The organism is Kitasatospora sp. NPDC032757, assembly GCF_055579305.1.
In genome coordinates this window covers 18,933-43,329 of record NZ_JBVINN010000061.1, presented here as the reverse complement: position 1 = coordinate 43,329, position 24,397 = coordinate 18,933, and the positions used below count along the sequence as shown (strand labels likewise).

Sequence of the window (24,397 nt, the reverse complement as noted above, 5' to 3'; positions counted from 1 at the left end):
TCCGCACGGATGGACATCAGGCCGGGCATCTCGTGCTCGGCCAGCTGGATCTCCTTGCGCCCGAACGGCGCCAGGGAAAGGTCGGCAACCTTGAAGTCACCGGTGATGTCGGTCGACATGCGTCTGCTCCTCGCTGATGGGGTGGGGCATGGCCAAGGTCCTCAGGGTGCGTCACAGCACGGCGGGCCGCACGGGTGCGCGGCAACGCCGGATCGGCCGTCCGCGGTGGGACCGGCTCCCTGCTGCTCGGCACATACCGTCGGAGGACCTCTCTCCCTCGACCGGCGCGCACCCTCGCGGGCACGGGACCACCGATCGACCGCCATCAGCAGCGACGTTCTGGCTCTGGTGACGAATCTACACCGGCGGCCCCGCGCACCGGCCCGGTACGACCGGATTCGGCCGCCGCACCCCGGCTCGAAGGAGCCTGTGCGTGCCGGGTTCAGTGCGCGCCCGGCACCGGACCGCCGGGGGTGGCGTACGGGTCGTCGCCCGCGGCCTCCTTCTCGGCGCTGTAGATGTCCGGCTCCAGGTAGATGACGCGGGCGATCGAGACGGCCCGCCGGACGCGCACCTCGGCGGCGTCGATCGCGGCGGCCACCTGCGCCGCGGTGTCCTCCGCGTTGACCGCGATCTTCGCGGCGACCAGCAGCTCCTCCGGGCCGAGGTGCATGGTGCGCATGTGGATGACGCGGGTGACGGTGTCGTGGTCGACCAGGGCGTCGCGGATCTCGGCCACCACCTCGGGGTGGGCGGACTCGCCGATCAGCAGCGACCTCGTCTCCAGCACCAGCACGATCGCGATGGCGATCAGCAGCACACCGATGGACAGGGTGCCGATGCCGTCCCAGACGCCGTCCCCGGTGATCGCGGTCAGGCCGACGCCGAACAGCGCCAGCACCAGGCCGATCAGCGCGCCGGTGTCCTCCAGCAGGACGACCGGCAGCTCCGGCGCCTTGGCCCGGCGGATGTAGGCGGGCCAGCCGTGCACGCCCTTGTCCTTGACGGCCTCGCGGTAGGCGGTGAAGAAGGACCAGGCCTCCAGGCCGATGGCCAGGAGCAGCACGCCGACCGGCCAGTACCAGTTGTCCAGCTCGTGCGGGTGGGCGATCTTCTCGTAGCCCTCGTAGAGGGCGAACATGCCGCCGACGCTGAACAGCACGATCGAGACCAGGAAGGCGTAGATGTAGCGCTCGCGCCCGTAGCCGAACGGGTGCTCCGGGGTGGCCCTGCGCTGCGAGCGCTTGCCGCCGACCAGCAGCAGCACCTGGTTGCCCGAGTCGGCCAGCGAGTGGACGCCCTCGGCCAGCATCGAGGACGAGCCGGAGAACGCGAAGGCCACGAACTTGCCGACCGCGATGCCCAGGTTCGCGGACAGGGCCGCGACCAGGGCCTTGGTACCGCCTTCGGTGCTCATGCTCGGGTGGGTCCCTCCGCCGGGGGCCGTTCAGCCCGCGCTCAGTCGTTGTCGAGCGCATACGGTACCGGGCCTCCGCCCCCGGGCTCAGGACTGCGCTGCCGCGAGCCCCAGGTACACGGCGGCGAAGTCGGTCAGCGCGACCAGGTCTGCGAGCGCATGCAGCGGGTCGGGCCGGGCGCTGGCGTACTCGGTGAGCCGGACGCCGTGGGCGGCGGCCAGCCGGTGCGCCCGGGCGGCGCCGAAGCTGCGCGGGCCCTCGTCCTCGGCCGGCACCTCGGCCGGGCCCGTCTCCTCGTCGGGCGGCCCGCCCGAGGTGCCGGGGACGTGCCGCAGCAGCAGCACCTGGAGGTGCAGCGGGTCCGGCTCGTCGACCCGGTCGCGGAAGAAGTCCTCGGGGTCGGCGCCCGCGCCGAGCTGCCCGGTGAACATGCCGCGGTGCGCGGTGAGCACCTGCGGCAGCTGCCCGGCCAACGCCGGACGGCCGGCCCGCTCGGCCAGCTGGGCGGCGAACCGGGCGGCGACCGCCCCGGCCACCGGGCCCTCGGCCCAGAGCAGCGGGACGGTGCCGGCCAGCCGGGCGGCCAGGCCCTTGGCCGGGTTGGTGTACGCGGCGGCGTCCGGCCGGCAGCGGACGGCGGCCGCGTCCAGCAGGTCGGCGGTGGCGGCGGGCGCGTCGTACGGGAGCTGGGTGACGCCGAGCTTCTGGGTGAGCGCGAGCAGCGGGGTGAGGTGGGCCCAGAGCGCGGCCGGGTCCTCGGCCGGCAGGTCGGGCTCGGCGGCCGGGCCGGGCGGCGGCGTGCCGTCGTCGGGCAGGTTCGGCGGGACGTACGGCAGCGGCAGCGCGCGCACCTGGAGGGCGGCCTCGGCGAGCGGGCTGCCGGCCGGGGCGGTGACCACGATGGCGCAGCCGCGGGCGTACGCCTGCTCGGCGAGCGCGATCAGGCCCTGCTCCCCTCCGTCGGCGGAGCTGACGACCAGCAGGTCGAGCGGCCCGGCCCAGCCGGGGAGCTGCCAGGCCAGTCCGGCGGTGAAGACGGGCGGGGCGGCGGCCCGGTCGGTGCGCGGGACGTACGTGGCGTCGGTGGGCCCCAGCGGGGAGACCAGGACGGCGGTGCCGGCCAGGACGGCGAGGATCTCGGCCGCCGTCAGAGCACTGCCGTGGCCGGCGACCAGCACCGCGCGCGGGCGCCCGTCGGGACGCAGCCGGTCGAGGCCGGCCGTGTCGGCGAGCCGCAGCGCGGTGCGCACCCGGGCACCGGCACCGGCCAGGGCGAGCAGGGCGCGGTCGTGGTCGGCGCGCTGGAGGGCGGCCGGGTCGTCGAGCAGGGTGTCGTCGAGCATGCGGCGGGCCTCCGGCTGCTGGCTGGGCGCTGAGGGCTGCGGGGTCGGGGTGCGGGTGCGGGTGTCCGGCCCAAGGATCAGGCCGGGCGGCGGGCCTCGTCCACCAGCAGCACCGGAATGCCGTCGCGGACGGGGTAGGCCAGGCCGCAGCTCTCGGCGGTGCAGACCAGCTCGGGGTGGTCCTCGGTGCCGCCCTCGGTGAGCGCGGCCCGGCACTGCGGGCAGACCAGGATCTCCAGCAGGAAGGATTCGAGCTTCATGGCGTTCGGGCTCCCAGTCTCGGGTGGCGGGGTCGGAGGGTGGCACGGCGGTGCCCCGGCCGAGAGGAAACCCTACCGGCCGGGGCACCACGGGCGTGCGTCAGGCGCGTGCGCGAGGTCGCGTACGTCCGGGCCGCGCCCGGACCGCGTCCGTCAGGCGCGGACGATGGCGAGGACGCCGTCGCGCAGCTCGGCCATCCTCGCCGGGTCCTTGGCCTCGACGTTGAGGCGCAGCAGCGGCTCGGTGTTGGAGGCGCGCAGGTTGAACCACCAGTCCGGACCGGCCACGGTGAGGCCGTCGAGCTCGTCCACCGTGGTGCCCTCCAGGCCGGCGTAGGCGGCGCGGACGGCGGCGGAGCGGTCGGCCTGGTCGGCGACGGTGCTGTTGATCTCGCCGGAGGCGGCGTACCGGTCGTACTCGGCGGTGAGCGCCGAGAGGGTGCCCGGCTGCCCGCCGAGGGCGGCCAGCACGTGCAGGGCGGCCAGCATGCCGGTGTCGGCGCGCCAGAAGTCGCGGAAGTAGTAGTGCGCGGAGTGCTCGCCGCCGAAGACCGCGTCGGTCTCGGCCATCTCCTGCTTGATGAAGGAGTGGCCGACCCGGGTGCGGACGGGCTTGCCGCCGAGCTCGCGGACCACCTCGGGGACGGTCCAGGAGGTGATCAGGTTGTGGATGATGGTCGGCTCGTCCTCGCCGGCGGCCCGGGCGCGGGCGATCTCGCGGGCGGCGACCAGCGCGGTGATCGCGGACGGGGAGACCGGCTCGCCGCGCTCGTCGACGACGAAGCAGCGGTCGGCGTCACCGTCGAAGGCGAGACCGATGTCGGCGCCGACCTCGCGCACCTTGGCCTGGAGGTCGACCAGGTTCTTGGGGTCGAGCGGGTTGGCCTCGTGGTTGGGGAAGGTGCCGTCCAGCTCGAAGTACATCGGGACGAGCTCGATCGGCAGGCCGTCGAAGACGGTCGGCACGGTGTGGCCGCCCATGCCGTTGCCGGCGTCGACGGCGACCTTGAGCGGGCGGATCGCGGTGAGGTCGACCAGGCCGAGCAGGTGGTCGGCGTAGCCGCGCAGGGTGTCCTGGGCGGACAGCCCGCCGGGCTTGACGTCGAGCGCCGGGACGGTGACGGTGTCGTCCTCGCCGGTCCAGGACTCGACCAGCTCGCGGATCTCGGAGAGGCCGGTGTCCTGGCCGACCGGGGCGGCGCCGGCCCGGCAGAGCTTGATGCCGTTGTACTGGGCCGGGTTGTGGCTGGCGGTGAACATCGCGCCGGGCAGGTCGAGCTTGCCGCTGGCGTAGTACAGCTGGTCGGTCGAGCAGAGGCCGATCTCGACCACATCGGCGCCGTACGCGGCGGCGCCCTCGGCGAAGGCCCGGCTGAGCGACGGGGAGGAGGGCCGCATGTCGTGGCCGACCACGATCGCGGACGCTCCGGTGACCTGCACGAACGCGGCGCCGAAGGCGCGCGCGAGGCTCTCGTCCCACTGGTCCGGGACCACGCCTCGTACGTCGTACGCCTTCACGAGCTGCTTGAGGTCGCGCACTGCGGCTCCACCCTGGTTCTCTGTCTGATCGGCGGGCTGGTCGCCCATGGTCACGATACGTCCGAGTACGGCACCGGTCGGTGCCCGGACAGGGGGGCAGCGTACCGGGAGGCGGCGGACGGCCGGTCCGCGGCAGGGGTGGGGCGGGGTTCGAGCGGGTGGGGCGGGCCCGGGCGGGGCTGAGCGTCGGGGCTGAGTCGTCGGGCTCAGTTGTCGGGCGAGCGCAGCACCCGCAGGTGCCCGCGGCGGCCGGCCTCGGTCGACTCGCCCTCGGGGCCGCGGCCCTGACGGGGGGTCTGCGGGCGGGCGGCCTCGCGGACGGCGTTGGCGAGCGCTTCGAGGTCGTCGCTGCTGCGGCGCAGCGGGCCGGCCTCGGCGGCGAGCCGGACGACCTCCCAGCCGCGCGGGGCGGTGAGGCGTTCGGCGTGCTCGGCGCACAGGTCGTAGCAGTGCGGCTCGGCGTAGGTCGCGAGGGGGCCGAGGACGGCGGTGGAGTCCGCGTAGACGTACGTCAGCGTCGCGACGGCCGGTCGGCCGCACGCGGTCCGCGAACAACGACGTACAGAGCTCACGAGGGTGGACGGTACAGCACTCCTCGCCGGGGAGCGAAGACCGCCTGTCCGGAGGGTGTGCCGTGTCGCGCTCGGCGCGCCTTCGACACCCCCCTCGCCGCGGTCGGCGGGCGCGTCGCGCAAGGCGCACCCCCGGTGATCTGCTCGGTCCGCTCGCTCATGCGCGCCCCCTCCGCCCCGGGCGATTCGGCGCCGGGGTGGTCCACTTCCGACCGTCCAAGGACTACCCTCGGCAGTGATATGGACAGCTCTGCACCGCAGTCATCGACGGGACCTTCGCGCCGTCCCCGGCACCGCGACCGGCACGGCCGGGGTCTGCGCGGCCCGCTGGCGCCTCCGCAGGTGCCGATCTCGCTCACCCGCTCCGAGTTGTTCGACGACTACGTGCGCGAGTCGGTGGAGCGTCTCGAACGGCGCTGGCCGCAGCTGATCGAGGTGGAGTTCGCCGTCCAGGAGGTGCCGCTGCACGAAGCGGACGGCCCGGACGCGGACGGCGGGGTGCCGCTGGGCCGGGTGTCGCCGGGGCAGCAGGGGCGCAAGAGCCAGATCGTGGTGTACCGGCGGCCGGTGGAGATCCGGGCGAAGTCGCGGGAGGACCGCGCGGCGCTGGTGCACGAGGTCCTGATCGAGCAGGTGGCGGAGCTGCTGGGGCTGTCGCCGGACGCCATCGACCCCCGCTACGACGAGGACTGACGCGGCGACGCGCAGGTGTGACGACGAAGGGGCGGTACCCGGAAGCCCGGGTACCGCCCCTTCGTCGTCGGCGGGTCAGCGCAGCACGACGCCCGGGTCCTGGGAGGCCTGCGGGACCTTGACGCTGCTGCGGTCGTCGCGCAGCGCCTGGACGGTGAACATCGGAACGTCCTTCGCGGGGATCGCGAGCATCCGGGCAGCCATGACCGGCCCGCCGGAGACGGTCTCCACGGTGAGCGCGAAGCTGCCGTTCAGCCCGCCGGGCTCGGGCGCCGGGATGGCGACCGTGCCGCCGGCCGGCAGCTGGACGTCCTTGCTGACCGGGGTTCCGCCGCCGGTGCCGGCCGAGGAGGTGACCTTGACCGTGGCGGCCTCGCCGGCGGAGGTGAGGAACAGCGTGCTGGCGCCTCCGCCCCGGTTGTCGGCCACGGTGGCGCGGGCGCCGACCGGGACGGTGCCGGCCAGCCAGGCCGCGTCGGACTTGCCGTTCTGGCCCGCGCGGTCGATCCGCAGGCCGGCCACGACCGGGGTGGGGTGCTTGGTGTCGCTGGGCGACAGCCGCAGGCCGGCCACCTCGTCGCGGGTGATCTTGCCGAGGTCGACGGCGGCCACCATGCCGGCCTTGACGTGGATCGACTCGTTGCCGGCCGGGGTGAACCAGCCGTTCTTGCCGGAGAGCTCGATCTTCAGGTCGGCGTCGTCCTCCGGCGGCGCCCAGACCACCAGGCGGGCGCCGGCGGTGTCGGCGGGCAGCCCGGGGAGCACCTGGGTGGCCGCCGGGTCCGCCGAGGCGGGCACCCAGTCGGCGCCCTTGCTGCCGTCGGCCGCGTGCAGGGCGGCGCCGACCCGGCCGGTGCGGGCCACCACGTGCACGGCGAGGTCGGCGACCTGGCCCTTGCTGATGGTCGGCAGCAGGACGGACTGCGAGCTGCCGGCGGCAACGGTGATGCTGTTGGCCGCGTCGTTCTCGATCAGGCCCTTGTCGCCGTACAGCTTGATGTCGACGACGGCGGCGGTGGCCTCGGGGTTGACGAGGCTGACGTAGTCGGTGCGGTCGCCGGCCGTGCTGGCGCCGGCGAACCAGAAGCTGGTGCCGGCCGGGGTGCAGGTGATGCCGGACAGGCCCAACCCGCGCTGCTCGGTGACGGTGGTGGTCTGGGTGACGGTGAAACCGGGCGCGAGGGCGCCGTTGGCGACCGCGCCGGCGCCGGGCGCGGTGTCGCCGTTGGCCGCGGGGCCGGTGACCGGGGTGCCGGGCTTGGCCAGGGACAGCCGGGCGTCGGAGGGTGCGCCGCCCTTGTCGGGGGCGGGCGCGCCGGACGCGGACGGCGCCGGGGCCGGGGGCGCGGCGGCGGACGGCGGCGCCGAGGGCGCCGCGGTCGGCGGGGTGGCGGGGGCGGCCGCGTCGGTGATCCAGCCGGCCCCGGTGGCCGCTCCGTCCGCGCCGGCCGTGCCGCCGGGCGGGGTGTAGGCGGTGAGGCTGGTGGAGCCGGTCAGGCCCTGGAGCGGCTGCGGGCATACCGCGGCCGTCCGCTCGACCTGCGCCGAGCTGGCGACGCCGCCCCGGTCGGCACCGGCCGGTGCGGCCGGCGGGCGCAGCTCGGCGATGCCGAACACCACGGCGAGCACGGCCGCGGCGGCCAGCAGCGACTGGGTGGTCCTCGTCCCGCCGGACGACCGGGGGGCGCCGTCGGGCCCGGGTGCCGCCGGGCCTGCGGAGAACCCGGCGGCGTCCGCCGGCACGGCGCCGGCCTGGTCCTGCGGCTTCTTCTTGAACGCGGGCTTCTTCATCGCGGGTCAGCTCCCCGATCCGTGGTGGTGCGGGTACCGGCCCGGCCCGTGGGGATGGTCGGGATCCTGCGGGTCGTGCGGGGCATTGGGGTCGTAGTAGACCTCGCCCTGCGGCTGCCCCGGCACCCAGGGCTGCTGACCGTCCTGCTGGTAGGGGTCGTAGCCGTACTGCTGGTCCTGCGGGTACTGCTCGTAACCGGGCTGGCCGCCCTGCTGCGGGTAGGCCTGCTGCTGCGGGTAGCCGTCGGGGCCGTACCCCTGGCCGCCGTAGGGCGCGGCCACCGGCTGCTGGGCGGTGTACGGGTCGTAGCTGTACGGGTCGGCCTGCTGGTAGCCCTGGTACGGGTCGGCGTACGGCTCGCTCTCCTGGACGGCGGCGGCCGCCCGGACCGCCTCGACCGGCGGGTCGCCGGCGGGCTGCGCCGGGATCGCGCCCGGCCGCCCCTCGTACACGCCGCCGTCCCCGTCGCCGCCCTCGCCGCCCTCGCGTTCGGCCATCCGGCGGGCCCGGCGGCTGCCGGGGGCGGGCGCCTGCGCCTGGGCGGCGGCGGCCAGCGCGGCGGCGGCGACCACCTCCTCGGGCAGGTCGTCGTCCTTGTGGCTGCGGCGGCCGGGCAGGGCCAGCACCAGGAGGGTCAGGCCGAGCAGCAGCTGCGCCCAGATCCAGCCGGTGTGCAGGAAGCCGCCCTCGCGGGTGACGACCAGCTTGCCGCCGCCGGCCGGGAGCTTGAAGCCCTGTGCCCAGCCGTCGACGGTGGTGGTCTCCAGCGCGGTGCCGTCCAGAGTGGCCTTCCACTCCGGGGCGGCGGCCTCGGCGAGGCGGAGCACCCGGCCCTCGGGGCCGGCCGGGACGGTGGCGTCGAGGTCGCGCTCGCCGGAGGGGACCACGACCGCCGTGGCGCCGGGGGCGGTGATCAGGGCACGGGCCGCCGGGGCGCCGTTGACCTGCCAGAGTGCGGCGCCGTCGTCCTGGTTGGCCTTGACCAGGCCGGGGGTGGTGTCCAGGACGTCCTTGAAGGCGGCGATCGCCGGCCGGTCCACCAGCACGTAGGCGATGCCGTAGCCGGTGAGCGCGCCGGCCTGGTCGGCGCCGGAGCCGGCCAGCAGGCTGCCGACCACCTTGTTCAGGCCCGCGATGGTCCCGGTCTCCGGGTCCACCGTGGACTCGGCCTGGCCGAGTGTCAGCCCGGCGCCGCGCACCAGGGTGTAGCGGACGGAGCCGCCCTTCGGGTCACCGGTGACGACGAGGGTGCGGGCACGGTCGGTGGTGCCGGCCTCCTCGGCGATGAACGCGGGCACCTGGGCGGCCTGCGACCGGTGCAGCGGGCCGTCGGCGCCGGTGACGGCCCACCAGAGGCCGGTGCCCAGCGGGGCGAGCACGGCGGCGGCCACCACCAGGGCGGCGACCGGCTGGCGCCAGCCGAAGGCGATGCCGGCCACGCGGGCGTTGGCGCCGTCGGCGCCGATCGCGGCGGCGGCGAGCAGGGCGATACCGGCGAGCAGGGAGGCCGGGCCGGCCCAGGCGGGCACGGCCGGGCCGCCGGAGGCGGGGGTCACCGAGGTACCGGCCACGGCGACCGCGAAGACCATGGAGGCCCCGGCGGCGCCCCAGGCGGCGAGCACCGCGCGGCGGCGGTCGGCGCGCAGCAGGGCGGCCAGCGCGGCGAGCACCACGCCTGCCGAGAGCCAGACCGGCGGCACCCCGGCACCGCCCGGGTTGACCAGCACCAGGCCGAGCGCGCTCGCGTCGCCGCCGTGCAGGCCGGGCAGGCCGGCCTCCAGCAGCAGCCGCTGCGGGTGCGACAGCACCTGCAGCGACCAGGGCGCGAGCACCAGCACGGGCACCGCGAGGATCACCAGGACGCGCAGCCCGAGCAGGCGCAGCGCCTGCGCGCCGGAGCCGAACGCCCCGCCGCGCACCACCGCGGCGGCCAGCACGGCCAGGCAGAGCGGTACGGCCAGCGCCCAGACCAGCGGGACGAACGCGGTGGCCAGGGTGAGCAGGAGGACGGCCATCCAGACGGGCCGCCAGCCGGGCCGGGCGCCCTTGGCGGCGCTCTCGGCGCGGATGCCGAGGCCGGCGGAGATGGCGGCCGCGCGGGCCAGCGGCGGCAGCAGCACGGCCAGCACGGCGGTGCCGATCCGGCCCTGGGCGAGCGCGCCGGTGGCGGCGGGCAGCAGCGCGTAGGTGGCGCTGGCCCAGGCGCGGACGAGCTTGGAGTCGAGCAGCGGCCGGGAGACCAGGTAGGCGCTGACGGCGGCGAGCGGCACCGAGAGGACGACCAGCAGGGTGACCGCGAGGTCGGCGTGGTCGAACAGCATCCAGGAGAGCACCGACAGCATGCCGAGGTACGGCGGCGCGGCGGCGGTGGAGCCGGTGCCGACGGGGTGCCAGGCGTCCGCGTACATCGACCAGAGGCCGCCGGCACCGCCGGTGGCGGGCAGCAGCGCGCCGCCGAAGAGCTCGCCGCCGCCGAGCAGGCCGCGGCAGGCGACCAGGGCGAAGACCAGCAGGGCGGCGAAGAGCACCGGTGCCGGGCGCCGGGCCAGCTTCTTGATCAGCGCGAACTGCTCGACGACCAGGTCCTCGGTGTCCTCGTCGCCCGGCCCGGCCTCGACCGAGCCGTGGCGGCCGGCCCCGGAGTCGTCGGCGCCCCCTATGCCGAGGGAGCTGATCACACCCTCGACGGCGAGCCGGGCGGTCGCGCCCGGCGCGGGGAAGAGCGTCCGGTCGTCCAGCGCGTCGGCGGCCCGCAGCCGGGCCCGTCGTTTGCGGGCGGCCAGCAGCCGCGGCAGCCGGACCAGTTCGTGGCTCAGGCCGGCCAGTTCGTCGAAGGCCTGCTTCGGGTCCTTGCCGAGCAGGTTGGTGACGACCCGCAGCAGGGTCCCGAGCACCAGCCGGAGCAGGACGTAGGGGAAGAGCAGGCCCTTGGAGTTGGCGAGGAGGGTGAAGACGGCGCCGGCCTTGTCCACCCGGTGCGGGTGGGTGGGGCCGCAGTCGATGACGCGGCGCTCGCGGCTGGCCGCCTCGGCGTGCCGCAGCACCGCGTCGGGGGCGATGACGACGCGGTGGCCGGCGGCGTTGACCCGCCAGCAGAAGTCGGTGTCGTCGCGCATCAGCGGCAGCGCCTTGTCGAAGCCGCCGAGCTCCTCGAAGACGTCGCGGCGCACCAGCATGCCGGCGGTGGAGACGGCGAGCACCGGACGGACCTGGTCGTGCTGGCCCTGGTCCTGCTCGCGGCGGTCCAGGCCGGTCCAGCGGCGGCCGGAGCGGGCGATGCTGACGCCGACCTCGAGCAGCTGGCGGCGGTCGTACCAGCTGCGCAGCTTGGGGCCGACGACGGCGGCGCTGGGGGTGGAGTCGGCGACCTGGAGCAGCCGGCGCAGCGCATCGGTCTGCGGTTCGCAGTCGTCGTGCAGGAGCCAGAGCCACTCGACCGGCTGGGTCTCGCGGGGGCCGCCGCGGCCGAGGTCGTCCTCGTGGCCGAGCGGGTCGCCGAAGTCGTCCCAGCCGCCGGTGACCGGGTCGTACCCGGAGGGGTCGAGCCGGTACGGCAGGTCCTCGGGCCGCAGCGGCGGGCTGTTGAAGACGGCCTCGCCGACGGCGGTGCCGAAGCCGGCCCGGCGGCCGAGAATGATCGGGCCGCCGTCCGGCATCCCGTCGGCGTGGCCGAAGTCGTCGAGCGCCTTGGCGAGCAGCTGCGGGGAGTTGTCGGTGGAGCCGGTGTCGACGGCGAGCACCCGCTGGACCTGGCGGTCCTGGCCGAGCAGGCCGGCCAGGGCCTGCGGCAGCCAGCGGGCGCCGTCGTGCGAGACGATCACGGCGGTGACCAGGTGACGCGGATAGGCGGGCGGCCTGGCAGCGGTGAAGCCGCTCTGGTGGCTGTAGACGGTCATCGAGTGCGCGGGCCCCAGTTCTCGGTGGACACAGCCGGTGAACGGCAACCGGATGGCGCACCACACTAACGGCTCCGGATGGCGCCTTTGTCCGCGGTGTCCATGGAGAGGCTGTGGACGGCGGACGCCGGGGACGCCTGTACGGGCCCGGGAACACGAAAGCGCCCCACCACCGCGGTGAGGCGCCCGTAACAGCTGTGTGGTTGTCGGAGGGTCAGCAGGGTCAGGGGCCGACCCGCTCAGACCGCGCTCTTCTTGAGCCGACGGCGCTCACGCTCGGAGAGGCCGCCCCAGATACCGAACCGCTCGTCGTTGGCGAGGGCGTACTCCAGGCACTCGGAGCGGACCTCACAGGCGAGGCAGACCTTCTTGGCCTCGCGGGTGGAGCCGCCCTTCTCCGGGAAGAAGGACTCGGGGTCGGTCTGGGCGCACAGCGCGCGCTCCTGCCAGCCGAGTTCCTCTTCTTCCTCCTCGATGCCGTCACCGATCAACAGCTCAAAGAGCTCGCTCATGTGGCGCGCCTCCTCTGCCCCTATTTGGCGTCCCCGTGGTTGCCGTTGCCTCGTGCGGCTGACGACACGAGTGAAATTACAGTTGCGTCACTCTGGCCCAGTCAAGCCGAGCTCTGGTATTGGGGCCAGGATTCACTCCCCGGCACCAAGCCGTTACGAATAGTGTACATATTCGGACACATCAGACTTAATGCCCGGATGGCATCGAACCATTCGCAACCTGCCGCCGAGTGACGCGCAGTCACCGTCACAGGCCGGTCATCGGCGTGCCTTCCCGGCGATCTTCCCATCGAAACATAGAGGGTGATTTATCACCCCATCGGGTACTTCATGACCTAACCCGCCCGAATGCCCCAGCTCCGGGCTTGACACCGGCCTCCCGCATGCGGTCTCCTTTCCCCCATGTCAGAGTTGGCCAGCACCCGGAGCGGTTCCACGCTTCGCCCTGCCGCGAACTCTTGTTGTCGCCTCTGTTCCTGCTGTATCTAGGCGCCCGCGTCCCACCGCGCGCCGCCCAGGAAGCACAGAGGCCGCCCGCGATTCCCGCCCCAGGACATCCCGGATCCGGCTGATCCCCCGACGAACCAGCCGTACTCCGAGGACGACCCCGTGCGAATGACCCGCATCCGCAAGCGGAACCGCGACCGCAACAAGCCGGCCCACCGTGGCCTCGCCCCGACCGCCCCTCCCTCCGCACCCGCCCGCGCCGTTCACCCCGCGCAGACCGTGCACCCCGGTCAGGCGTGGGCCGACGGCCTGAGCGACGTCTCCATCGCCGGCGACCCGCTCGCCTTCCCGCACCTGGCCCGCACCGACCTGCCCAGCCACCCCACCACCGTCGCCGGCTACGCCCGACTGGTCCGCGAGATCGCCGCCGACCGCGCAGGATGGGAGCCGCTGGTCCGCTACGACGCGCTCACCCGCTGGTACTCCCGCCTGGAGACCGGCCCCGGCTACGAGGTCTGGCTGCTCAGCTGGCTGCCCGGCCAGAGCAGCGGGTTCCACGACCACGGCGTCTCCTCCGGGGTGATGACCGTCGTCCAGGGCGAGCTGATCGAGCGCTCCCTCACCCACGCGGGCGAAGGCGCCCGCACCCTCAGGCCCGGCGGGCAGCGGGTCTTCTCCTCCGGTTACCTGCACGAGGTGGTCAACGGCGCGCTGGAGCCCGCCGTCTCCATCCACCTCTACACGCCGGGCCTGACCGAGATGAACCAGTACGGCGGCACCGCCGTCCCCGAGCAGCACCCGCAGGAGCAGGCCGAGGCCCGCTGACGGCGGGCGCGCCGGCGGTCGGTCGAGGGTCGGGCTGACGACCTGTCGGGCCGTGGCAGGATGGGCGCATGCGCATCGTGGCACTGGCAGGCGGGATCGGCGGAGCGCGTTTCCTGCGCGGACTCCGGGAGGCCATCGGTCCGGAGGACGAGATCACCGTCATCGGCAACACCGGTGACGACATCCACCTCTACGGTCTGAAGGTCTGCCCCGACCTCGACACCGTCATGTACACCCTCGGCGGCGGCATCCACGAGGAGCAGGGCTGGGGCCGGACCGACGAGACCTGGTCGATCAAGGCCGAGATGAAGGAGTACGGCGTCGGGCCCGAGTGGTTCGGGCTCGGCGACCGCGACTTCGCCACCCACCTCGTCCGCAGCCAGATGCTCACCGCCGGGTACACCCTCAGCCAGGTCACCGAGGCGCTCTGCGTGCGCTGGAAGCCGGGCGTCCGGCTGCTGCCGATGAGCGACGACCGGGTCGAGACACACGTGAAGATCACGGACGGGGACGGGACCCGGGCCGTCCACTTCCAGGAGTACTGGGTCCGGCTGCACGCCGCCGTCGACGCCGAGGCGATCATCCCGGTCGGCGCGGACACCGCCAAGCCCGCGCCCGGCGTGCTGGAGGCCATCGCCGCCGCCGACGTGATCCTCTTCCCGCCGTCCAACCCGGTCGTCTCGATCGGCACCATCCTCGCCGTCCCCGGCATCCGGGCCGCGGTCGCCGCCGCCTCCGCACCGGTGGTCGGGCTCTCCCCGATCATCGGCGGGGCGCCGGTGCGCGGCATGGCCGACAAGGTGCTCGCCGCCGTCGGCGTCGAGGCCACCGCGGAGGCCGTCGCGCTGGACTACGGCTCCGCGCTGCTGGACGGCTGGCTGGTGGACACCGCCGACGAGGCCGCGGTCGCCGCCGTCGAGGCCGGCGGGATCGCCTGCCGCGCCGTCCCGCTGCTGATGACGGACGTCGACACCACCGCCGAGATGGCCCGGGCCGCGCTGGCGCTCGCCGAGCAGGTCCGCGCGTGAGCGTTCGGGGCACGAGCCCTGCGTCCGGCGAGGCGGGCGCATGAGCCTGCACATCCTGCCGGTCGAGGGGCTGCCCGAGATCGACGCCGGTGCCGACCTCGCCGGGCTCATCGCCAAGGCCGCCACGTACGAGGACGGCGACATCCTGCTCGTCACCTCGAAGATCGTCAGCAAGGCGGAGGGCCGGCTGCTGCACGCCGCCGACCGCGAGGCCGCGATCGACGCCGAGACCGTCCGGGTGGTCGCCCGGCGCGGCCCGGCCCGGATCGTCGAGAACCGCAACGGCCTGGTGATGGCCGCCGCCGGCGTCGACGCCTCCAACACCGCCCCCGGCACCGTGCTGCTGCTGCCCGAGGACCCGGACGCCTCCGCCCGCGCCCTTCGGGCACACCTCCAGCAGCTCACCGGCCGCCGGCTCGCCGTCGTCGTCACCGACACCTTCGGCCGGCCCTGGCGCAACGGGCTCACCGACGTCGCCATCGGCGCCGCCGGGCTGCCCGTCCTGGAGGACCACCGGGGCCGCACCGACTCCCACGGCAACGAGCTGGCCCTCACCGTCACCGCGACGGCCGACGAACTCGCCGCCGCCGCCGACCTGGTGAAGGGCAAGGCCACCGGCACCCCGGTCGCCGTGGTCCGCGGCCTCGGCCACCTGGTCACCGCCGAGGACGGCGAGGGCACCCGGCCGCTGATCCGCCCCGCCGCCGACGACATGTTCCGGCTCGGCACCTCCGAGGCGCTGCGGCAGGCCGTCACCCTGCGGCGCACCATCCGCGCCTTCGGCCCCGAACCGGTCGACCCCGGCGCCGTCCGCCGCGCCGTCGCCGCCGCCGTCACCGCGCCCGCCCCGCACCACACGACGCCCTGGCGGTTCGTGCTGCTGGAGTCGCCGGAGACCCGGACGGTGCTGCTGGACGCGATGCTCGCCGCCTGGCAGCGCGACCTGCGCGAACTCGACGGCTGGGACGACGCCAGGATCGCCCGCCGCACCGCCCGGGGCGACGTCCTGCGCGCCGCGCCGTACCTGGTGGTCCCCTGCCTGGTGATGGACGGCTCGCACGACTACCCCGACCGGCGCCGGGCCACCGCCGAACGCGAGATGTTCACCGTCGCCATCGGCGCGGCCGTGCAGAACCTCCTGGTCGCCCTCACCGGCGAGGGCTACGGCTCCGCCTGGGTCTCCTCCACCATGTTCTGCCGCGACACCGTCCGCGAGGCCCTCGACCTCCCCGCCGGATGGGACCCGATGGGCGCCATCGCCGTCGGCCGCCCGGCCGAACCCCCGCGCGAGCGCCCCGACCGCAGCGCGGACGCCTTCATCGAGGTGCGGTAGGGGCAGGAGCCGGAGCGCGTCCCGGCGGTCGCTCATCTCCCCCGGTGGTCGTTGGGGGTGAGGCGGGGGCCGTAGCGGGGGGCGTGGGTGCCGGTGGCGAGGAGGAGACGGCAGAGGCGGTGGCGATGGGGCCGGTAGGGCTCCAGCAGCGCGAGCATCTGGGCGTCGTCGCTGCGGGGCCGGCCGGCCAGGGCCCAGCCGACCAGGTTGGGCAGGTGGTAGTCGCCGACCGAGACCGCGTCCGGGTCGCCGTTGCTGCGCTGGAGGGTCTCGGCGGCCGTCCAGATCCCGATGCCCGGCACCGCGGTGAGGCGGGCGAAGGCCTCGGTGTGGTCCATCGCGGCGGCCTCCTCCAGCCGCGGGGCCAGCCGGACCGCGCGCACGACCGTCGCCGAGCGCTTCGGGTCCACGCCGGCGCGGTGCCACTCCCAGCTGGGGACGAGCGCCCACTCGCGGGCCGACGGCGCCACCCGCATGCCCTCGGCCGGACCGGGTGCCGGCGTGCCGAAGTCGCGCAGCAGCGTCCGCCAGGCGCGGTACGCCTCGCTGGTGGTGACCTTCTGCTCCAGGATCGCCGGCACCAGTGACTCCATCACCAGCCCCGTCCGGGCCAGCCGGACCCCGGCCACCCGCCGCTGGGCGTCGCGCAGCGGGCCGGGCGGGAGCACCAGGCCGGCCGGGTCGTCCTCCGCGCCGAGCAGGACCGGCAGCTTGTCCAGCAGCCACTCCGCGCCCGGGCCCCAGGCGTTCGCCTCGACCGTGCCCTCGGCGGGGCGGGCCAGCACGCGCAGGGTGCCGATGCCGGCCGGGGTGCGGGAGGCCCGCCAGAGCGCGCCGTCGCCGGTCGTCCGGTACGCCGGGTCGGCGGGGCCGCGGCGCAGCGGCAGCAGGGTGCGGGCCGCGTCCAGGGGGAAGCCGGGGCGCCAGCGGCGTACCGCGCCTTCGCTCGTCGCCGCGGGGGCTGTCACCGCCGTGCACCTCCTTCGCTCTCCGCCGACCATGGGGTTATGAACGATACGCGGCTGCCGGAGCTGTCCCCCGCGGACGAGGGCGCCGTCCGGGCGCTCTACCACCGGGTGCTGGAGGGCTGGAACCTGCGGGACGGCGCGGCCTTCGCCGGGCCGTTCGCCGAGGACGGCGAGGTGATCGGGTTCGACGGCACCCGGCACAGCGGCCGCTCGGTGATCGCCGCCGAGCTGGGGCGGATCTTCGCGGACCACGTCACTCCCGAGTACGTCGCCAAGGTCCGGCGGATCCGGGGGCTGGGGCCGGGGGTGGCCCAGCTGGACGCCGTCGCGGGGCTGGTGCCGGACGACGCCGAGGACCTCGATCCGGCGCTGAACGCCCTGCAGACGGTGATCGCGGTCAACGCGGGGACGGGCTGGCGGATCGCGCTGCTGCAGAACACCCCGGCCCGGTACGACCTGCGGCCGGACCTCGCGCGGGCGCTCACCGCGGAGCTGCGGACGCTGATCGGACGCGGGCCGGGGCCGGTGTAGGGCGCGGAGCCGCCGACGGGCCGGGGTCAGTGCGCCTGGAGGTACACGGCGTGGGAGCGGATGGTGGGGAGGAGGGGGTAGAGGGCGGAGCCGGGGCACTCGGTGGCGAAGGCGTCGCGGTGGCCGGAGATGGCGTCGAAGGTGACCACCGTGTCCTTGGGGTAGAGACTGCCGTCGGAGGTGGAGGTCAGCTCGGTGGTGCCGGCCGGGTCCTGGCCGGTGAGGCCGAGTTTCCAGGCGGCCGTCCGGGCGAGGCCGTCGAGCAGGGCCAGCGGGGGGAGGTCGGTGACGTAGGTGCCGATCGCGGCGACGCCCGCCGAGTCGGTGTTGAAGCCGAGGGTGTGCGCGCCGTGCACCGGCAGCTCGGCGCCGCCGGCCCGGCCCTCGTAGACGGTGCCGCAGCGGTCGACCAGGAAGTTGTAGCCGATGTCCCGCCAGCCGTTGGTCTGCACGTGGTACTGGTAGATGCCCCTGATCACCCGGGGCGCGTCCGCGCAGTCGTACGCGGTGGCGCTGGCGGTGTGGTGGACGAAGACCGCCCGGACCGGGCCGGTGTACTCGAAGTCCGGGTCCCGCAGGGACTCGTCGGCGCCCCAGCCGGCCCGGGTGACGATGGCGGGCCCCGGGGCCTGGTGCCCGTCCGACGGCCTGGCGGGCAGCGTCCGGGCCGTGGCGGGGGCGGCGCCCTCGCCGGGGTCGACCAGTTCGACCCGCAGGCCGGCCGGCAGTCCGCCGGGGCCGGGGGTGACCTCGACGGCGACACCGTCGCTGCGCCCGGTCCAGAGCGGGGCCGTCGCGCCGTGCGGCCCGGCGTCCGTCGAGGCCGTGTCCGGCCCGTCCTCGCCGTCCGCCTCCAGGGTGTGCCAGCCGGTCCAGATCCCGGTGGCGGCGTCCCTGGTGCGGACCCGGACGGAGCCGCCCGCGAGCGCGCCGGCCGGGCCGTCCCAGCCGACCCCGAGCAGCTCGAACGGGCGGGTGGTGCTCGGGGGCATGGCCCTGCCGCCCGGCAGCGGCAGGGCGGTGACGGAGCCGCCGCCGGCCGAGGTGCGGTACCGCGGGGCCGGGCCGGCCGGGGCACCGGTGGCGGCCGGCTGGAGGAGTAGCACGGCGGTGCAGCCGGCGAGGACGGCGGCGGGGAGGGCCGCCGGGAGAGAGATGCGCATAAACGGATGTTCACGGTAAATCTCCGTGCCCGCCACGCCGCCCCGCACCCTCCCGGGCACCCCTCCCGGTCGCCCACCCGAAGGCCGTAGGCTGGGGCGCACCATGACTGCGCCTTTCGCTGCCGATGCCCGAACCCCCGTCGAGCTGCTGCACGCATACCTGCGAGGTGGCACTCCTTCAGTCGATCCCGCGGCCCCGCTGGTCACCTTCTACGACGACGCCACCGGCGAACGGGTGGAGCTCTCCGCCCGGACCTTCGACAACTGGGTGGCCAAGACCGCCAACCTCCTCCAGGACGAGCTGAACGCCGGCCCGGGCGACCGCGCCGCGCTGCTGCTGCCCGCCCACTGGCAGAGCGCCGTCTGGCTGCTGGCCTGCTGGTCGGTCGGGGTGGCGGCGGTCCCCGGCGGCGAGCCCGCCGACGCCGACCTGGTGGTCAGCGGCCCGGACGGCCTGGAGTCCGCCCAGGCCTGCGAGGGCGAGCGGGTGGCCCTCGCGCTGCGCCCGCTCGGCGGCCGCTTCCCGCAGCGCCCGGACGGCTTCCTGGACTACGCCGCCGAGGTGCCCGGCCAGGGCGACCGGTTCGCGCCGTACTCCCCCGTCACGCCGGACGCGCCCGCGCTGGAGACCGGGGTGGACGGCCTGCCGCTGAAGCTGACCGGTGACCAGACCGTGCAGCTGGCCCGGGAGGGTGCCGACCGGCTCGGCATCAAGACCGGCGACCGGGTGCTCTCGACCCTCTCGTTCGACGACTGGTCGGGCCTGGAGGCCGGCCTGCTGGCGCCGCTGGCGGCCGGCGCGTCGGTGGTGCTCTGCCGCAACTCGGAGGGCCTCAGCGCCGAGCAGTGGGAGAAGCGGACCGAATCCGAACGGGTGACACTGCGCCTCGGGTAACTCCCGGTCCCGGCCCGGCGGGTAGGGATCCCTGCCATGGCCGAGGACGACACCGAGCACCCCCCGACCGACAACCCCCCTCCCCGGGACGCCGCCGAGGCCCCGGACACCCCGACCGCACCCGGACGACGGCGCCGGCGGTGGCTGATGATCACCGCCGGCGTCCTCGCCTTCCTGCTGGTCGCCTGCGGCGCGCTGCTCTGGATCGCCTACCGCAAGCTCGACGGGAACATCCAGACCGACTCCACCACCGACCGGCTGCTGGCCCGGCTGGAGGCCGAACGGCCCAGCCGCACCTCCGGGGCCAAGGGCGCCGAGAACATCCTGCTGATCGGCAGCGACGACCGCACCGGCACCAACGCCTCGTACGGCGAGGCCGGCGGCCAGCGCTCGGACACCACGATCCTGCTGCACCTGGCGGCGGACCGGAGGCACGCGACGGCGGTCTCCATCCCCCGCGACGTCATGGTCACCGTCCCCGCCTGCGAGAAGCCGGACGGCACCCGGAGCCGGCCCGCGCTGCTGCAGTTCAACGCGGCCTTCGAGACCGGCGGCCCGGCCTGCTCGATCCGGACCGTGGAGCAGCTGAGCGGCATCCGGATCGACCACTACGTGATCCTCGACTTCACCGGGTTCAAGTCCATGGTCGACGCCGTCGACGGGGTCGAGGTGTGCGTACCGCAGGCGATCCACGACAAGGACGCCAAGCTGGACCTCCCGGCCGGGCGGCAGACCCTGCACGGCGAGCAGGCGCTCGGCTACGTCCGGGCCCGGGAGACCCTCGGCGACGGCAGCGACACCCAGCGGATGGGCCGTCAGCAGCAGTTCCTGGCCGCGCTGATCCGCAAGGTGCAGTCGCAGGGCGTGCTGCTCAACCCGGCCCGGCTCTGGCCGGTGCTGGACGCGGCGACCTCCTCGGTCAAGGCCGACGGCGGGCTCTCCTCGCTGGGCGCGCTCTACGACCTGACCCAGGACCTGCGCGGGATCCCCTCCTCCGACGTGGTGTTCCTGACCGCGCCGCGCCGCCCGTACCGCTTCGACTCGGACCGGGACGAGTTCGTGCAGCCGCAGACCACGCAGCTGTTCACGGCGCTGCGCGACGACCGTCCGGTCGCCGTCCGCCCGCCGGGGTCCGCCGCTCCGACCACGGCGGGACCGAGCGCGGCGGCAGCGAGCGCGCGGCCGAGCGCAGGGCCGAGCACGGGACCTACTTCGACATCGAGCGCGACCGCCGCGCCGAGTGCGACTGCCGGGGCGACAGCGCCGGCCGGGGCGGACCGGGCTGCCGGGGCGTCACCCTCCGCCACGGCGCCGCCCTCCTTCGAGGGGCGCACCGCCGACGTGGACTCCTGCGCGATCCATTGACCGCGGACCGGGTCACCCTTTTGTGTACAGATCATGAGGCTGCCAGGCATTCCCCGGGAATTCCCAGGCACCTGATTGCCTGGTGAATTGGGGGTTCCGGACATGGCGGAGATCACATCAGGAACAATTCCCCCATGCGGCTCGTCTAGTGTGTCCGGGTCGGTGCGCGGCACGCGCGCCTTCCCGTGCAGACCGGTCGGAGGGAGGGAACCCCCGTGCAGCAGAGCAGGCAGGAGGTCGACCCCGCCGACCAGTGGGTGCTCGACCCCGGCACCGGGCAGTACCGGCTCGACCCGGGCGCGGGCACCCCCGCTCAGCGCCGCCGGACGGCCGCCCCCGACCCGGGTTCCGCGGCCGCCGCACCGGAAGCCGCCACCGAGCCCGGTCACCCCGGCGGCCGGGCCGGACACCGCCGTAGGGGCGCGGCCAGGCGCAACCGGCGGCGCCGGGCACTGAAGTGGACGGCCGGGGTCGGCGCGCTGGTCCTGGTGGCCGGCTGCGGCGGCGCCTACTACGCGTACCAGCACTTCAACGACAACATCACCGCCGTCAAGGTGCAGCTGGGCAGCGAGGAGGAGCGGCCCAAGCCGGCCGGTGACGCGCTGAACATCCTGGTGATCGGCACCGACAGCCGGGAGGGCCTGGGCCGCGAGTACGGCGACGAGGGCAGTGCCGGCCACGCCGACACCACCCTGCTCTTCCACGTCGCCAAGGACCGCAGCAACGCGACCGTGATCAGCATTCCGCGCGATCTGATGGTGCCGGTCCCGGAGTGCGACACCGATACCGGAAAGAAGATCCCCGGCTCGGCACGGGCGATGTTCAACGAGAGCCTCGGGCAGGAGGGCCGCGATCCGGGCTGCACCTGGAAGACCGTCGAGAAGATGACGGGTATCCGGGTCGACCATTTCGTCATGGTCAACTTCGATGCCGTGAAGACGCTCTCCACCGCCGTCGGCGGAGTCGAGGTGTGCGCGGCCAAGGACATCAACGACCCGGACTCCCACCTGAAGATGACCAAGGGCCGGCACGTGGTGCAGGGCGACGAGGCGCTGGCCTTCGTCCGCACCCGGCACGCCGTCGGCCTGGGCGGGGACCTCACCCGGATCCCGCTCCAGCAGCAGTTCATCAGCTCGATGATCCGCTCGGTCAAGAGCAGCGACACCCTGACCAGCCCGACCAAGCTGTGGAAGCTCGCCGACGCCGCCACCAAGGCGCTCACCGTGGACTCCGGCATCGGCAGCGTCGACAAGCTGAAGGACCTGGCGCTGGACGTCAGCAAGGTCGACACCAAGAACATCACCTTCGCCACCGTGCCGGTGCTGGACGACCCGAAGGACGAGAACCGGCTGGTGCTGAAGCAGCCGGACGCCGGGCAGGTGTTCTCGCTGGTCGCGAACGACCGCTCGCTGACCGAGACGGCGGCCCCTGCCGCCCCGGCCACCCCCGGGGCCACCGCCCCGGAGGCCGCGGCGGCCCCGGCACCCTCGCCGACGGCCACCACCCCCGCGGTGGACACCAAGGACGTCCGGGTGATGGTGCGCAACGGCAGCGGGACGCCCGGGCAGGCGCAGCAGGCCGTCGACAGGCTCCAGGCGAAGAGCTTCTCCAAGGCCGCGACCGCCGCCAACGCACCTGCCACGCCCACCACTTCGGTCGCGTACCCGGCCGGGAAGGCCGCCGAGGCCGCCGCGCTGGCCGCCGCCCTCGGCCTGCCGGCCGATGCGGTCAGGGAGAACCCGAAGGCGGGTGCCAGGGACGCTCTGGTCCTGGTGCTCGGCAAGGACGTGCTGGCGGCGCCGGCCACCCCGAGCGCCGCGCCGACCGAGGCGCCCAAGGACCTCCAGCGCGTCCAGGCGGACGACACCGACGTCTGCGCCAAGTAGCGGCCGGGACGTCTCCAGGTCCTGGCCGGTCGGTCGCGCGCCCGGCAGGACCGGCCGGCCGAGACCTAGAGCGGCGCGAGGGTGCCGTCGGTCTCGCGGTACCGCTCGCCGGTGCGGGGGCAGCGCCAGTGGTCCGGGCCGTCCGGCTCCAGCGGCTCGCCGGCCCGGCCGACCCACTTGATCCGGCGGGCCGGGACGCCGGCCACCAGGGCGAAGTCCGGGACGTCGCGGTGCACCACGGCGCCTGCGGCGACCAGCGCCCAGCGGCCGACCGTCACTCCGGCGACGAGGACGGCGCGGCCGCCGACCGAGCAGCCCTCGCGGAGCGTCACCCCGCGGGCGTGCCAGTCGTCGCCGCGCTTCAGCTTCCCGTCGACGTCGACGGAGCGCGGGTAGAGGTCGTTGGTGAGCACGGCCGCCGGGCCGACGAACACGCCGTCCTCGACCACGGCGGGCTCGTACACCAGCGCGTGGTTCTGCAGCTTGACGCGGTCCCCGATCCGCACGCCCGGGCCGACGTAGGCGCCGCGGCCGATGATGCAGTCGGCGCCGACCACGGCGTCCTCCCGCACCTGGGCGAGGTGCCAGACGGTCGTCCCGCAGCCGAGCACCGCCCGGTCGTCCACGTCCGCGGTCGGCTCGACGCGGGCACCGGCGACGGGCCCGCCCTCAACTGTCCCCATGGCGCCCGACGATAGCGCCGGCGCAGGGGGCACGAGGGCGGGTCGGCGGGATTGGCCGGATCGGGTCAGCCGACCTCGGCCACGATGTCGGTGGCGGCCGGGGCGCGGCTGCCGATCACCCGGCGCGCCAGCGAGCGCGGCGAGGTGAGGAAGCCGAAGCCCCAGCTGAGGTGCATGGTCGCGAAGGCGACCGGCAGCAGTGCCTTGGCCTTCGCCGGGAGGCCGCGGCCCACGACCACCGCGCCGCCGAGGATGCCCAGCAGGTAGGCGGCGGGCACCGCGAGGAAGGCCGGGTGGACGGCCGCGCCGAGCACCAGCCCGAGGGTGACGCCCAGGAAGGCGGCCGGCGGGGCGAGGTAGCGGAAGTTGACCGAGCCCCGGTGGTAGCGGGTGACCACCCGGCGCCAACGCCCGTAGTCCTTGTACTGCTTGGCCAGCGCCCGCACGGTGGGGCGCGGGCGGTAGGTGACCCGCAGCTGCGGGGTGAACCAGACCAGGCCGCCGTCCTGGCGGATGCGGTAGTTGAGCTCCCAGTCCTGGGCGCGGACGAACTCCTCGTTGTAGCCGCCGAGCCTCTCCAGCACCTCGCGCCGGAACACCCCGAGGTAGACGGTGTCCGCCGGGCCGGCCAGGCCGCCGGTGTGGAAGGCCGCGTTGCCGACACCGATCTTGGAGGTCATCGCGGCGGCGACCGCGTTCTCCCAGTCGGTCTCGCCCTCGGCGTGCATGATGCCGCCGACGTTGGCGGCCTCCATGTCGCCGAGCAGCCGGACCGCCGTGGTGATGTAGCCGGGGGTCAGCAGGCCGTGACCGTCCACGCGGACCACTATCGGGTGGCTGGACCCCCGGATCGCCGCGTTCAGACCGGCGGGCGTGCGGCCGGTGGGGTTCTCCACGGTACGGACCCGCGGGTCCTCGGCGGTCAGCTCGGCGGCGATCTGCGCGGTGCGGTCGGTGGACGGGCCGAGGGCGATCACCACCTCCATCGGCCCGGCGTAGTCCTGTTCCAGGATGTGCCGGACGGCCGTACGCAGGTGTCGTTCCTCGTTGAGCACCGGCATGATCACGGAGACCGCCGGCAGCTCCTCAGCAGCCTTGGTGTTCATCGGGGCCAACCGTACCGGTGCCGAAGGGTCGCCGTCTTGTCCCGGTTCGGGTACCTCCGCACACCCTTCACCGGAGGAACGTTTCATCGACGAGGCCCACCGTACTCCTCACCCCCGGCGCGCCCTCACCCAGCCCGGAGCG

At 74.8% G+C, this 24,397-nt stretch carries 21 protein-coding genes; 8 read left to right on the top strand and 13 right to left on the bottom strand.

Annotated features, from left to right (window positions below; genetic code table 11):
- The 6 genes from ACZ5WK_RS37870 to ACZ5WK_RS37845 all read right to left on the bottom strand — a co-directional run.
- Window positions 1–119 (bottom strand): adenosylhomocysteinase (locus ACZ5WK_RS37870; RefSeq protein WP_465554711.1); only part of this gene is annotated, 119 nt, incomplete at its 3' end.
- Window positions 120–442: 323 nt separating this feature from the next.
- Window positions 443–1,417, bottom strand: coding sequence for a cation diffusion facilitator family transporter (locus tag ACZ5WK_RS37865; protein ID WP_465554706.1), 975 nt, complete (start codon window positions 1,415–1,417; stop codon window positions 443–445).
- Window positions 1,418–1,504: 87 nt separating this feature from the next.
- Window positions 1,505–2,761, bottom strand: a complete 1,257-nt coding sequence (locus tag ACZ5WK_RS37860; RefSeq protein ID WP_465554704.1) for an SIS domain-containing protein — start codon at window positions 2,759–2,761, stop codon at window positions 1,505–1,507.
- 77 nt (window positions 2,762–2,838) lie between these two features.
- A complete protein-coding gene (locus ACZ5WK_RS37855; RefSeq protein ID WP_396325779.1) occupies window positions 2,839–3,021 on the bottom strand; it encodes a Trm112 family protein in 183 nt (60 codons plus the stop codon).
- 153 nt (window positions 3,022–3,174) lie between these two features.
- Window positions 3,175–4,608, bottom strand: coding sequence for a phosphomannomutase/phosphoglucomutase (locus tag ACZ5WK_RS37850; protein ID WP_465554702.1), 1,434 nt, complete (start codon window positions 4,606–4,608; stop codon window positions 3,175–3,177).
- Between the two features lie 158 nt (window positions 4,609–4,766).
- Window positions 4,767–5,132 (bottom strand): DUF3499 domain-containing protein, encoded by a 366-nt coding sequence (locus ACZ5WK_RS37845; protein ID WP_360192635.1) that lies wholly within the window; start codon window positions 5,130–5,132, stop codon window positions 4,767–4,769.
- A 240-nt stretch (window positions 5,133–5,372) separates the two neighbouring features.
- Between ACZ5WK_RS37845 and ACZ5WK_RS37840 the strand changes: the two genes are divergently transcribed.
- Window positions 5,373–5,825 carry a metallopeptidase family protein gene (locus tag ACZ5WK_RS37840; protein ID WP_396325781.1) on the top strand — a complete coding sequence of 151 codons (453 nt, stop codon included), beginning with the start codon at window positions 5,373–5,375 and terminating at the stop codon, window positions 5,823–5,825.
- A 75-nt stretch (window positions 5,826–5,900) separates the two neighbouring features.
- On the opposite strand, the gene ACZ5WK_RS37835 is transcribed toward ACZ5WK_RS37840, so the two are convergent.
- The 3 genes from ACZ5WK_RS37835 to ACZ5WK_RS37825 all read right to left on the bottom strand — a co-directional run bounded on the left by ACZ5WK_RS37835 (window position 5,901) and on the right by ACZ5WK_RS37825 (window position 12,025).
- Window positions 5,901–7,616, bottom strand: a complete 1,716-nt coding sequence (locus ACZ5WK_RS37835; protein WP_465554699.1) for a DUF5719 family protein — start codon at window positions 7,614–7,616, stop codon at window positions 5,901–5,903.
- 6 nt (window positions 7,617–7,622) lie between these two features.
- Window positions 7,623–11,513, bottom strand: a complete 3,891-nt coding sequence (locus tag ACZ5WK_RS37830; protein ID WP_465554697.1) for a glycosyltransferase family 2 protein — start codon at window positions 11,511–11,513, stop codon at window positions 7,623–7,625.
- Between the two features lie 239 nt (window positions 11,514–11,752).
- Entirely contained in the window at window positions 11,753–12,025 is a 273-nt protein-coding gene (locus ACZ5WK_RS37825; RefSeq protein ID WP_148644569.1) for a WhiB family transcriptional regulator, read from the bottom strand.
- A gap of 756 nt (window positions 12,026–12,781) precedes the next feature.
- On the opposite strand from ACZ5WK_RS37825, the gene ACZ5WK_RS37820 reads away from it, so the two are divergent.
- From ACZ5WK_RS37820 to ACZ5WK_RS37810, 3 genes are all read left to right on the top strand, one after another.
- A complete protein-coding gene (locus ACZ5WK_RS37820; protein ID WP_465554709.1) occupies window positions 12,782–13,297 on the top strand; it encodes a cysteine dioxygenase in 516 nt (171 codons plus the stop codon).
- Window positions 13,298–13,365: 68 nt separating this feature from the next.
- A complete protein-coding gene (gene cofD / locus ACZ5WK_RS37815; protein WP_396325784.1) occupies window positions 13,366–14,325 on the top strand; it encodes a 2-phospho-L-lactate transferase in 960 nt (319 codons plus the stop codon).
- A 40-nt stretch (window positions 14,326–14,365) separates the two neighbouring features.
- Window positions 14,366–15,658, top strand: a complete 1,293-nt coding sequence (locus tag ACZ5WK_RS37810) for a coenzyme F420-0:L-glutamate ligase (RefSeq protein WP_465554695.1) — start codon at window positions 14,366–14,368, stop codon at window positions 15,656–15,658.
- Between the two features lie 32 nt (window positions 15,659–15,690).
- Here the strand turns inward: ACZ5WK_RS37810 and ACZ5WK_RS37805 are convergent, their stop codons facing one another.
- On the bottom strand, window positions 15,691–16,659 hold the full coding sequence (locus ACZ5WK_RS37805) for a DNA-3-methyladenine glycosylase family protein (protein WP_465554693.1): 969 nt from the start codon (window positions 16,657–16,659) through the stop codon (window positions 15,691–15,693).
- A 6-nt stretch (window positions 16,660–16,665) separates the two neighbouring features.
- On the opposite strand from ACZ5WK_RS37805, the gene ACZ5WK_RS37800 reads away from it, so the two are divergent.
- Complete coding sequence (locus ACZ5WK_RS37800) at window positions 16,666–17,157, top strand: SgcJ/EcaC family oxidoreductase (RefSeq protein WP_465554691.1); 492 nt, start codon at window positions 16,666–16,668, stop codon at window positions 17,155–17,157.
- 26 nt (window positions 17,158–17,183) lie between these two features.
- Here ACZ5WK_RS37800 and ACZ5WK_RS37795 read toward each other — a convergent pair whose 3' ends face one another.
- The gene (locus ACZ5WK_RS37795; RefSeq protein WP_465554689.1) at window positions 17,184–18,320 is read right to left on the bottom strand and encodes a peptidoglycan recognition protein family protein; all 1,137 of its coding nucleotides are present in this window, start codon (window positions 18,318–18,320) and stop codon (window positions 17,184–17,186) included.
- Between the two features lie 103 nt (window positions 18,321–18,423).
- Here ACZ5WK_RS37795 and ACZ5WK_RS37790 point away from each other — a divergent pair, with 103 nt between their 5' ends.
- The 3 genes from ACZ5WK_RS37790 to ACZ5WK_RS37780 all read left to right on the top strand — a co-directional run bounded on the left by ACZ5WK_RS37790 (window position 18,424) and on the right by ACZ5WK_RS37780 (window position 22,466).
- Complete coding sequence (locus ACZ5WK_RS37790; RefSeq protein WP_465554687.1) at window positions 18,424–19,215, top strand: TIGR03089 family protein; 792 nt, start codon at window positions 18,424–18,426, stop codon at window positions 19,213–19,215.
- A 36-nt stretch (window positions 19,216–19,251) separates the two neighbouring features.
- Window positions 19,252–20,580 carry an LCP family protein gene (locus tag ACZ5WK_RS37785; RefSeq protein WP_465554685.1) on the top strand — a complete coding sequence of 443 codons (1,329 nt, stop codon included), beginning with the start codon at window positions 19,252–19,254 and terminating at the stop codon, window positions 20,578–20,580.
- 215 nt (window positions 20,581–20,795) lie between these two features.
- A complete protein-coding gene (locus ACZ5WK_RS37780) occupies window positions 20,796–22,466 on the top strand; it encodes an LCP family protein (RefSeq protein WP_465554683.1) in 1,671 nt (556 codons plus the stop codon).
- A 65-nt stretch (window positions 22,467–22,531) separates the two neighbouring features.
- Here ACZ5WK_RS37780 and ACZ5WK_RS37775 read toward each other — a convergent pair whose 3' ends face one another.
- Window positions 22,532–23,149, bottom strand: coding sequence for an acyltransferase (locus tag ACZ5WK_RS37775; RefSeq protein ID WP_465554681.1), 618 nt, complete (start codon window positions 23,147–23,149; stop codon window positions 22,532–22,534).
- 65 nt (window positions 23,150–23,214) lie between these two features.
- A complete protein-coding gene (locus ACZ5WK_RS37770; protein ID WP_465554679.1) occupies window positions 23,215–24,255 on the bottom strand; it encodes a glycosyltransferase family 2 protein in 1,041 nt (346 codons plus the stop codon).
- Window positions 24,256–24,397 lie beyond the last annotated feature (142 nt).